Annotated in this window: 10 protein-coding genes and 1 pseudogene; 6 read left to right on the top strand and 5 right to left on the bottom strand. The window is 66.3% G+C overall.

The window, feature by feature from the left end; translation table 11 throughout:
- Positions 1–436, top strand: a 436-nt coding sequence (locus tag ABZ624_RS41175; protein ID WP_360100557.1) for a transposase family protein, incomplete at its 5' end; no start/stop codon positions are given.
- A 601-nt stretch (positions 437–1,037) separates the two neighbouring features.
- Here ABZ624_RS41175 and ABZ624_RS41170 read toward each other — a convergent pair.
- A complete protein-coding gene (locus tag ABZ624_RS41170) occupies positions 1,038–1,409 on the bottom strand; it encodes a hypothetical protein (protein WP_360100554.1) in 372 nt (123 codons plus the stop codon).
- Between the two features lie 579 nt (positions 1,410–1,988).
- On the opposite strand from ABZ624_RS41170, the gene ABZ624_RS41165 reads away from it, so the two are divergent.
- The 5 genes from ABZ624_RS41165 to ABZ624_RS41145 all read left to right on the top strand — a co-directional run bounded on the left by ABZ624_RS41165 (position 1,989) and on the right by ABZ624_RS41145 (position 4,764).
- Positions 1,989–2,372, top strand: coding sequence for a hypothetical protein (locus ABZ624_RS41165; RefSeq protein WP_360100551.1), 384 nt, complete (start codon positions 1,989–1,991; stop codon positions 2,370–2,372).
- Between the two features lie 810 nt (positions 2,373–3,182).
- Complete coding sequence (locus ABZ624_RS41160) at positions 3,183–3,545, top strand: hypothetical protein (protein WP_360100549.1); 363 nt, start codon at positions 3,183–3,185, stop codon at positions 3,543–3,545.
- A gap of 46 nt (positions 3,546–3,591) precedes the next feature.
- Positions 3,592–3,852, top strand: coding sequence for a hypothetical protein (locus ABZ624_RS41155; RefSeq protein WP_360100546.1), 261 nt, complete (start codon positions 3,592–3,594; stop codon positions 3,850–3,852).
- Positions 3,853–3,940: 88 nt separating this feature from the next.
- Complete coding sequence (locus tag ABZ624_RS41150; RefSeq protein WP_360100543.1) at positions 3,941–4,231, top strand: hypothetical protein; 291 nt, start codon at positions 3,941–3,943, stop codon at positions 4,229–4,231.
- A gap of 308 nt (positions 4,232–4,539) precedes the next feature.
- On the top strand, positions 4,540–4,764 hold the full coding sequence (locus tag ABZ624_RS41145; protein WP_360100560.1) for a hypothetical protein: 225 nt from the start codon (positions 4,540–4,542) through the stop codon (positions 4,762–4,764).
- 4 nt (positions 4,765–4,768) lie between these two features.
- Here ABZ624_RS41145 and ABZ624_RS41140 read toward each other — a convergent pair.
- From ABZ624_RS41140 to ABZ624_RS41125, 4 genes and pseudogenes are all read right to left on the bottom strand, one after another.
- A pseudogene (locus ABZ624_RS41140) lies at positions 4,769–5,253 on the bottom strand (2-dehydropantoate 2-reductase N-terminal domain-containing protein); the annotation flags it as partial.
- 346 nt (positions 5,254–5,599) lie between these two features.
- Complete coding sequence (locus ABZ624_RS41135) at positions 5,600–6,115, bottom strand: hypothetical protein (protein ID WP_360100540.1); 516 nt, start codon at positions 6,113–6,115, stop codon at positions 5,600–5,602.
- A gap of 189 nt (positions 6,116–6,304) precedes the next feature.
- Entirely contained in the window at positions 6,305–7,732 is a 1,428-nt protein-coding gene (locus tag ABZ624_RS41130; RefSeq protein WP_360100537.1) for an amino acid adenylation domain-containing protein, read from the bottom strand.
- Positions 7,733–8,133: 401 nt separating this feature from the next.
- Positions 8,134–8,469 carry a transposase family protein gene (locus ABZ624_RS41125; protein ID WP_360100534.1) on the bottom strand — a complete coding sequence of 112 codons (336 nt, stop codon included), beginning with the start codon at positions 8,467–8,469 and terminating at the stop codon, positions 8,134–8,136.
- Positions 8,470–8,990: the final 521 nt, after the last annotated feature.

Below are 8,990 nucleotides of genomic sequence, written 5' to 3'. Positions count from 1 at the left end.
CCGCATCGCCGCGGACCGGCCGTTCTATTCCGGCAAGCACAAGAAGCACGGGATGAACGTGCAGGTCATAGCCGATCCCTTCGGCCGACTGCTGTGGGCCTCACCGGCCATGCCCGGCGCCGTCCACGACATCCGGGCTGCCCGTGAACACGGCATCGTCGGCGCCCTCGCCGAGGCCCGCATCAAGTGCTGGGCCGACAAGGGCTACCGGGGCTCCGGCGGCACGGTCCGGATCCCCTATTGGGGCCGGTGGGAGATCCTCTCCCCAGGTCAGAAGGCGGTGAACCGGTCTCACGCGAAGATCCGGGCCCTCGGGGAGCAGGCCATCGCCACCCTCAAGTCGTGGAGGCTCCTCCGCAAACTGCGGTGCTCGACCAGCCGGATCACCAGCCTCGTCCAGGCCGTCCTCACCCTCCATCTGACCAGCTCAGAGTGAAGATGGAAAAGGCTCACTGTACGGCAGCGCAGGCTTCACCCTCCTCCGCCACCGCATCGGAAAGCGTCACACTCCGCTATCACCGGCTGTGCGACAAGGTCGAATAATCTATAGTCCCGAATTTAAGACGGAGGGGATCCATCACCAAAAATTCACCAACAAAGCACAAATGTCATAGAAGTAATCCGCTTTCATTGAAGCTCCTCCGGCCTGCAGAGAATTCCCCCATCGGATAGCGGTCACGTTCAAGGTCACCGTTTGAAGTGGCCGATGGGCGGTCATAATAGCAGATATCAGTCTGGAGCCTTTTTCGCATGTAGATCATGAGAGTGAAGGTGGATGCGGCGACTGACGTGAGTCTGTTCGGGATGGTCCGAGCGTGCGGGAAGGTCCGGCACTCCCTGAGCCGGGAGATGGTCCGCTCAGCGGGAGCACGCGGTGCGGCGTGGACTTTGTTCGAGGTCTTGTGCTGTGGGGTGGTTGCGCCTTCGGGCGGCGCTTGATTGGGGTGATCGCAGTGCCGCTGGCTCCGATGTACCCGTGAGAGGATCTTGAGGTTCAGTTGCGCAAGTGTCGGCGATGGCGTGCTCGCGGGCGGCCGTCATATCGTGGGTGCCCCCGCAGGGGGAAGATCCCCAGCGGCTTTCCGTCTTCCCTGGCGATAATCCGCGTATTCACGATCTGGCGGCTGACTTTGCTCGGAGAAGTGGCCAGCGGCAGCCACCCAGTGGGCCTCGGCGAGGGTGTAGTCCAGCAGCATGCAGTCGTCCGCGTGGTGGCCGGTGAGCGCCTCGGTCAGCGACGGTGCATGGACATCGAGTTGTTCGATCGTGTGGTTTACGCAGCGCCAGGCGGTGGATGTGCGGACGCCGAGGTCGGCGGCGATCTGTTCGAGAGTTCTCCAAAGCGGCGGGATGCGCCGTCGACACGCCACCGTCAACGCTTCACCGACATCCACCCGCCAGGCGTACAAGTGAAAAAGGCTCCCGGTATGGTCATCTGATCGATTTTTCTGAAAAGCTCGAAGCCCCCAAAATGAGGGCAGTTTGCCTGAAGATTCCTCACGGTGCCCCTCGCAGGTGACGTAGGCCCTCGTCTGCCGCTTACCCACCCGGGAAACTTCTAATTGTCTGATGGGTCGACCTGTAGCCGGTCTGGAAGGATCCGGACCAACGTAAGTAGCAGAAGAATTCTTTTTCACCCGCTTAGTCGATGTGGCCATCATTGAGTGAAACGTGCCAGATCTATTTGTGCGTCCCCTTTTTGGGGCGGACAGGATTTCCTGATCTGATTGGAAGGTAAGGCACATATGAAGAAGGACATCTCGCGCCGGCTGATGGCCGTCATGTTCACAACGAGCGTCGCTGCGGGAGGGATGCTCGGACTGCTGGGAACCCCGCAAGGCGCAGCAGCAGAACCGGGTCCCGCAGCGTCCATTGCCAAGACCGCCCCTGCCTTCGTACATGCGAATGACACCTTGGCGCCTCTCCTCACTCCGAGTCATCGCTGCAGTACTGTCCTGGCCACAGCAGGGGCTTGCATGCCCCACGCCTTGGACACTGGTAAGGGCAAGAGCAGCAGCACCGGCAAGGGCACCAGCACCGACACCGGAGGGACCGGGTCCGGCGCGGGCATGGGCGCGGGTGCCACCACTGATGCGGGCACCGGCACCGCCGGCACCGGCACGGGCGCCACCACTGACGCAGGCACCGGCACGGGCGTGGGTGCCACCAGTGACGCGACGGGCACTGACACCAGCACCAACACCAGCAAGGGCACCGGTACCGTCGGGACCGACACGGGCATGGGCACCACCACTGGCACAGAGACCGGGACGGACACCACCCCTGACGCGGGCACCGGAACCGGCACGGGCACCGGAACCGGCACGGCAGCAAGGGTTCATCGTGACGTGACGCGTTCACCGGTGCTATAGATGCCGCAGCCTCATCAATGAGCGCCAGCTCCACCTGAACATCGGCCCATCGCGAACCGGTGTGCCAGCAGGCGCCGCACGCTCAAGGCCGCAGGACCCTGTCCGGTAATTTCATCTCTCCTCCGCGTGTGCGGCTTGCGGCCCGCGAACACACCAGGTGTTCGCGGGCCGCAAGCCATACGAGGGGCGGCTCAGAGGGCGTTCGGGTCAACGCCCTGAGCACGCGCGAGAGCGAACAGAACCCTTTTCATTACGTCCAGACGCTCGGTGATCGCCCCCCGACGCGCCGCCAGCGTCGGCGAGGGAGTCGATTCCGAACGCCGTGCGCAGACGCTCGTCGCGTCTCGCTGTCTCATTGCGCCATGCCCGCCACCCTGAAGCCCCGTGCCTTGATCCAGCGAGCGAGCGCCCGGAGCAGTACGCATACGGCTGCGCCCCAAAGACGCAGACGTTCGGGTCGCAGCCGCAGAAAGATCAGCTGGCGGTTGGCTCCCGCCCGATCAATGGGTCAGCAGCTCAACGATCTGCGCCTGATTGTGATCGATGCTTTGCCTGCCGTAGCTCACCTTCGCATCTAGGTTGCCCACCCTCTGATCAAGGTTGCCTCCCTGCAGCCGCAGCGCGGTGTGATCGCTTTCGACGATCCGAACTCCCGATCCCTCTTCTCCGCCACGTCCTCGAGCCGGCGGATGAGGGTGGCGATCTCGCCCTGTGTGCGATGGGGCTCGTCGTCACCCTGTTCGTGTACTGGTCCACCTGGCATCGCCTGCATCCGACGCTGCCCCTCGCGCTGGCGGGAGTGCTGCTGTCGTGGGTGGTGCGGTGCCGGGGCGGCGGGACGGTCCCGTTTCGGGGCGAATACGTGACGGCGCATGGCTGGTGGTCTGGCTGGCGGGGCTGCTACCCGTCTCCGCGCTCGGTTCCTTCGGCGGCTCAGGTCTGCTCCGGCAGCCTTGCGACACCTTCGCCGTGGTGGCTCAGCGCCGCGGGGTGCGCCTGGGCGGTGCGATCCGGACACCGTCATGCGGCCGGCGGGAGGCAGGGTGCGGCGAGTGGAAGGCCACCGCTGCCGAGATCGGCCAGGACTTGGAGCTGCTTGAGGTGCCGTACACGATCGTGACGGCCTTCCGCTTCCCGCTCGCCAGCTCCTACAACAAGGCGACGCCGCGATGAGGAGGTCCGCATCGCCCGAGGTGACCTGACCCACCTGACCTGGTGGATGCCCTCACTGAAGGAACCCATCGGCGACATCCCCGAAGACTGCCCCGGCTGGCCCTTCCGCATTTTCCAGCCCCGCGCCGAGGGCATGGCCATCCTCAACCTCGCGCTGTCAGCGGACTGGCCCGCCTGGTCGAAGAAGCAGGCCCGCGCCGCCGGGCTGGTCTGCGCAGAATGCGACTACGACCTGCGCGAGTTCAGGGACAAGACCCGGCTGCGGGGCATGTTCTGGTTATCGGGCGCCTGCCAGTGCCCGGCTTAGTCTGCGGAACACTGAGCCAGCCGGGGCAGCACACAATGGACGCTGGCGCTGGCATCCCCTAACGGATCGCCAGGCAACGGAGATTCCCATGACCGTCCGCCCGCTTGCTCGTGTCGCCGCCGCTGCCGCGGCAGTGCTGACCGCTTCATCCGTCCTCTTCCTCACCGCTCCCACGGCCACCGCTGCAGAGACGGACTACCTATGTCAGGAGCTCTCGTCGCCGGGCCCCGGCGCTGTCATGGGGAGGGACTGCGAAACGAAGGCCGGCAACCCTGACCGGCCCTATCTGCTCTACCTATCCGGTCAGACGGAACCGGAGTTCGCCCGCGAGAACGTGATTCCCTCAGAGGATGCCATCATCGGTGTCGAATGCGGGTAGCCCTGAGACTCAGCTCGCTTGTCAGCAGCCTGGTCGAACCGCCCCTCGAACTTGCTCACCCGGGACGGGAAGTGCCGGACGCGGCCTTCGGCTGATCCCGTGCTCCGGCCAAGGAGTGCACATGACCGAAGGCGAAGGCCGTGAGAGCGAGCCTGCTGCATCGGTCGGGGCGGTGCGCGGGAAGGGCATGGCGGGTAGGGGGCTGCGGGAGAGCGGCGCCCACTGGTCGCCGTTGCCGCGGTACCAGTCGGCGGCGCGAGGCCCTCGTCGACCGGTACCAAAAGGACGGCTCGCGCCCGTACGAGGAGTTGGAGCTAGACAGTGCAGGAGTCCTCGCGCACGCCACGGTCGGGCGTCTGATCAGCGGCAAACCTGGGCGCCACACGCGCCAGTTCGTCCTCGCGTTCGCGGCTGCCTGCGGGCTGAAGGGGGTCGCCCTCGACGAGTGGGGGCAGGCGTGGGACCGGGCGGAGGAGCGGCGGCTGGGCGGCTCCAGGGCGGTCCGGCAGCAGCCCGCCGCCGTGCTTGGATGACTCCGGCCGTGGCCGGGTCTGCACAGGCTACGACGCTCGCGGCGGGCTTCCGGGCGACGATCTGCCCGGCGAGGTTGTGGCCGGACACCACGGCGATACGGTCGGGCAAATCCTGGTTGCGTCGGCGATGACCTCGCTCATCAGCTAACCGGTGCCCAACTCGACGCCTTTCATCAGTGATACGAACACCATGCGGAGATCCCACAGTTCCGTCCAGGCTTCCAGCAGTGGGCGTGCGCTCTGGGCGCCGACCGCGAAGACGGTGATGTCGGCGCCACGTGCGGCCTCGGCTGGGTCGGACGTCGCCCGCACGCCCGCGGGCAGCTTCACCCTCGGCAGATGCTCAGGGTTGCTGCCGGTCGCGTTGATCACCTCGACCAGCGCCGGGCGGCGGCCCCACAGCGTGACCTCGGATCCAGCGTCGGCCAGGACGAGGGCAAACGCGGTTCCCCAGGAGCCGGCTCCGTAGACAGCAGCACGACAAGACATGCGGGGAATCTCCTTACAGATCGGCCTGACCAGCGGGGCAATGCGCCCTGGTCCGCGGGTGTGGACACTCCTCGAGGCGCCTCAATGCAGCGGCGAGCGAGCAGCGATCACCGAGTCTCGGGCCGCGTGTGCGGGCCTTGAGGAGCATGCTGTCGGTCCGCTCGTCGCCGAGTTGCTGGTCCTCAACTTCGACCAAAGGGTGTGACCAAAATTGAGGGCTTTGGGCTGGCCCTACTGGGGCGTGCCACGTGAACTCACCAGCCCCCGGCCTCGCAACGGCGGGCCCCGACGCTGGCGGCAACGTTCTCGGGCATCCATGTTCTTGCCCAGCGTCCTCGAGCTGAGATCACGCGCCGAGCACTTCCGAGAGCTGGTTACGCGGCTTCCCGGTGAGGCTGCCACGCAGTACCTCGGCGCGGGTGCGGACGAGCCCGGCGCGGCCTTCATCGTGATGCAGTCGACGACGGCCCCGTGCTGCCGACCGTGCACCACCGGAATGAGCGGAACCGTGGTCTTGCCGTCGCCGGTGCCACCGGAAATCCCCATGCGGGGTTTCGGTCTCGGTGTCGACGTAGCGCGGGCCCTTGAATGTCGCCCCCACATACACCCTTGCGGGATCGACGGACGGGATCCACGCAACCAGCCGGGGCAGTTCCGGCTCGGGCGGGACCGGCGGCTTGGGCGTGTACTCCACGTAGGGGTCGAGGCCCTGCTGGAGGTAGGCGACCACCCACTCACCGGGCAGCCGTGAGTGGATGACGTGGGCGAGCATCGCGCGCCCCTTGTCGCTGCCGGGCCAGGACAGCGGCAGGCGGATCACGATGCGCGCGGAGTCGCTGGACAGGTCGTCGGAAAGGGTCATCCAGTGAGCTTCTTCAGAACGGCCACCGATCGGATGATAGCTGTCTCCGCAGTTAGTTGGCGCCCACTGCAGGTGGAGGACCGGCGCGCACCCGCGTCCTCCTCAAAGGGCATAATCCGGGAGGGGCGGGCGTCGTGGTCCGTTGATTTCATACGGGTGGTGGATGGCGTTGATACGGGATCAGGCGTGTCAGTCAGGCCAGCAGCCGATCGTTGTCGCCGTCTCACGGTGCGACAACCGCGGCCTCGCGCACGGGGCTGTGGGCGCTGAGATGGACCTCGATTTCCCCGAGTTCGATGCGGTAGCTGCCAACCTTGACCGTGCGTCTTTGCGTCCGAGGAACTCCAGCACGCCATCTGCCCGCCACCAGGCCAGATCCCCAGTCTTGTACAGCCGGCCCGCACCACCGGCGGTCTGTGGACCGAAGCGGTCGGGCACGAACCGGGCTGCAGTCAGGTCCTGGTCCTGTAGATAACCGAGTGCCAGGCCGTCACCGCCGACCCACAGCTCTCCCACCTCTCCCGGCCCGGCCACGGCGCCGTCCTCGCGCACCACGTATGCGGTGGAGTTGGCCATCGGTGTGCCGATCGGCACGGTCTCGGCGTCCGGGGCCAGCTCGGTCATCGCGTGCACGGTCGACAGGGACGAGTTCTCTGCTGGGCCGTAGCCGTTGAGGAAGACCCCGGGACGGCCGTGAGCCAGGATGCGGCGCACTGCCTCGGGCGACAGCGCCTCCCCACCTGCGATGAGATAGCGCAAAGACATGAACATCTGTGGGCGTACCTCGGCCATCTGGTGAAACAGGCCCGCGCTGAGCCACATCACCGTGATGTGCTCGCGGCGTAGCACCCCCTCCAGGGCATCAGCTGCCAGCAGGGTGTCCCCCTGTGCCAGCACCAGCCGAGCCCCGTTGAGCAGAGCCCCGAAGTACTCGAAGCACGACACGTCAATGGTCGGACTGGTCGTGGCCAGAAGTACGTCTTGTGCAGACATGGCGAGGCGCTCATCGCTCCGGGACACCAGCCGTACCGGGCTGCGGTGCGGCACCACCACTCCCTTGGGCACGCCGGTGGAACCCGACGTGAAGATCACGTAGGCGGGATCGTCCGGGCCGATACGGACCCGGTCCGACGCCCCGGTGCGCGGTGCCCGGGCATGAACGTCCACCACCCGGGCGTGTCCGTCTACCAGTGTCTTGTGAGCCCCGATGGTGACCACGGCTGAGACGCTCGCGTCCCTGAGCAGTTGCAGCACGCGGTGCCGGGGCTGGTGCGGATCCAGCGGAAGGTAGGCTGCTCCGGCCCGCATCACCGCGAGCGCCGCCGTCACGCAGGCGATAGAACGCTCCAGCAGTGTCCCGACCACGTCGCCCGGCTTCACCCCGACGGTGATCAGACGGTCGGCCAACTCGCAGATTCGCTTGTACAGTTCAAGGTAAGTTATCCATTCTTCGCCCTGGCAGACCGCGATCGCGTGGGGTCTGGCTGCGACCTGTTCCGCAAACATCCCAGGTATATTCGAATTGCGGGGGTAAGCGGTGGCGGTGTCATTCGACCAGCGTGCCCGTGCGCGATGGCCGCTTTCGGGGGTGCTGAAGTTGTCCAGTGTGCTTGTCACGGGGCTTCCTTTCACGGACGCGTGACGGTGCCGCTATAGCTTTGGCGGGAGTACGCCGTCTGCACGCGAGGCTCGGACTTCCTCGCCACAACCCGTCACCTGGCTACTGAACCGCGGCTCGGCGCTTGCGTGAAACCCGCACACGGCGCTGGGGCGTGAATGCGTTGAACATCGCGTGACGACTACGCCCGCGTTCTGCTCACGGTGGCCGACGGACGGCACCATTGGGGTAAAGCTGCCGCCCGGCACGGTGGCATCATGGGGGAGCGCCCGACCCGCCGATCACCCGCGCAATGTTCTCCCAAACTCGCTGCGGGCCGTGCCCAGCCGCAGCCAGTGCGGCGGCGTTCAACGCGTGCACCGAACCGTCCCGCTCCGGGCTTTACCCGGAGTAGGTCTATTCACGAGGGTTTACCAGCCCTTTTGGGGAAGGGGAGGGCGGTGACGGTCCGGGTGACCGCGGGAAAGCGGTCCAGGGGGCCGCGGTAGCGCGTGGCGAGGATCTTCCAGTCCTTCAGGTGCGCGATCGAGCGTTCGACAGCGGCACGGAGCGTGTTGACCGACCGGTTGGCTACCTTGTCTCCCATGGAGCGTTCCCGGCCTGGGGGCTTGCGTCGTCTCTCGCTGCCGATGTAGCCGAGGTCACCGAGCTTCTCGCGGCCGGTGAACGCTTCGGAGAAGTGGGAGTGGTGCCAGGCGAAGACGTCGTGCCGACTGCCGGGCACGGGCTCGGACACCGCGAGTACCGGAGAGCATCGTGGTGCCCTCGCTGGCTCAGTTCCAAGTGGGGACCAGTGTGCCGTCGATCAGCACGATCCCCCCGGCCGAGGCCTCCGGATCGGGGAGATGCCTGTTCAGGGCCTTCTCCGCCACCGGCAGCAGCGCCGTCCAGCGGCGGGAGACGGTGGCCTGGGAGATCCCGAAAAGCTCCGCGGCCGCCTCCCGGACCGGGTTCTGCGCAGCAGGAAGAGCACCAGTACACCGATTTGTACAGGCCCAGTGCCCACATCCGCGTGGGCACCACCGGTGGCTCGGGGTCCTCCGCGAGCAACTGATGGACCTTCGCCACCAGACCTGTTCCAGCGCAATGACCCTGCCTCGGTACATACCTGACGTCGTCGCAAACGTCACGCTACCGAGCAGGGCCGCCTCCGTGATGGCTAAGACGGTGTCCTATGTGGTGATCGCTCGTTGGTCCGTCTATGGGGCGGGGTACGTGGAGTTGGATTGTTCCGGACGGGCTGTGGGAGATCGCCGA

This window comes from Streptomyces sp. NPDC007205, from assembly GCF_040634095.1.
In the GTDB taxonomy this organism is placed as follows: Bacteria; Actinomycetota; Actinomycetes; order Streptomycetales; family Streptomycetaceae; genus Streptomyces.
The sequence above is the reverse complement of the archived record's forward strand: the minus strand, read 5'-3'. Positions and strand labels throughout refer to the sequence as shown.

What these genes read in the sequence shown, in the direction of transcription:
- ABZ624_RS41155 (WP_360100546.1), top strand. Translation starts at nt 3,592, where the DNA reads ATGCCCTCACTGAAGGAACCCATCGGCGACATCCCCGAAGACTGCCCC.
- ABZ624_RS41150 (WP_360100543.1), top strand. Translation starts at nt 3,941, where the DNA reads ATGACCGTCCGCCCGCTTGCTCGTGTCGCCGCCGCTGCCGCGGCAGTG.
- ABZ624_RS41135 (WP_360100540.1), bottom strand. Translation starts at nt 6,115, where the DNA reads ATGACCCTTTCCGACGACCTGTCCAGCGACTCCGCGCGCATCGTGATC.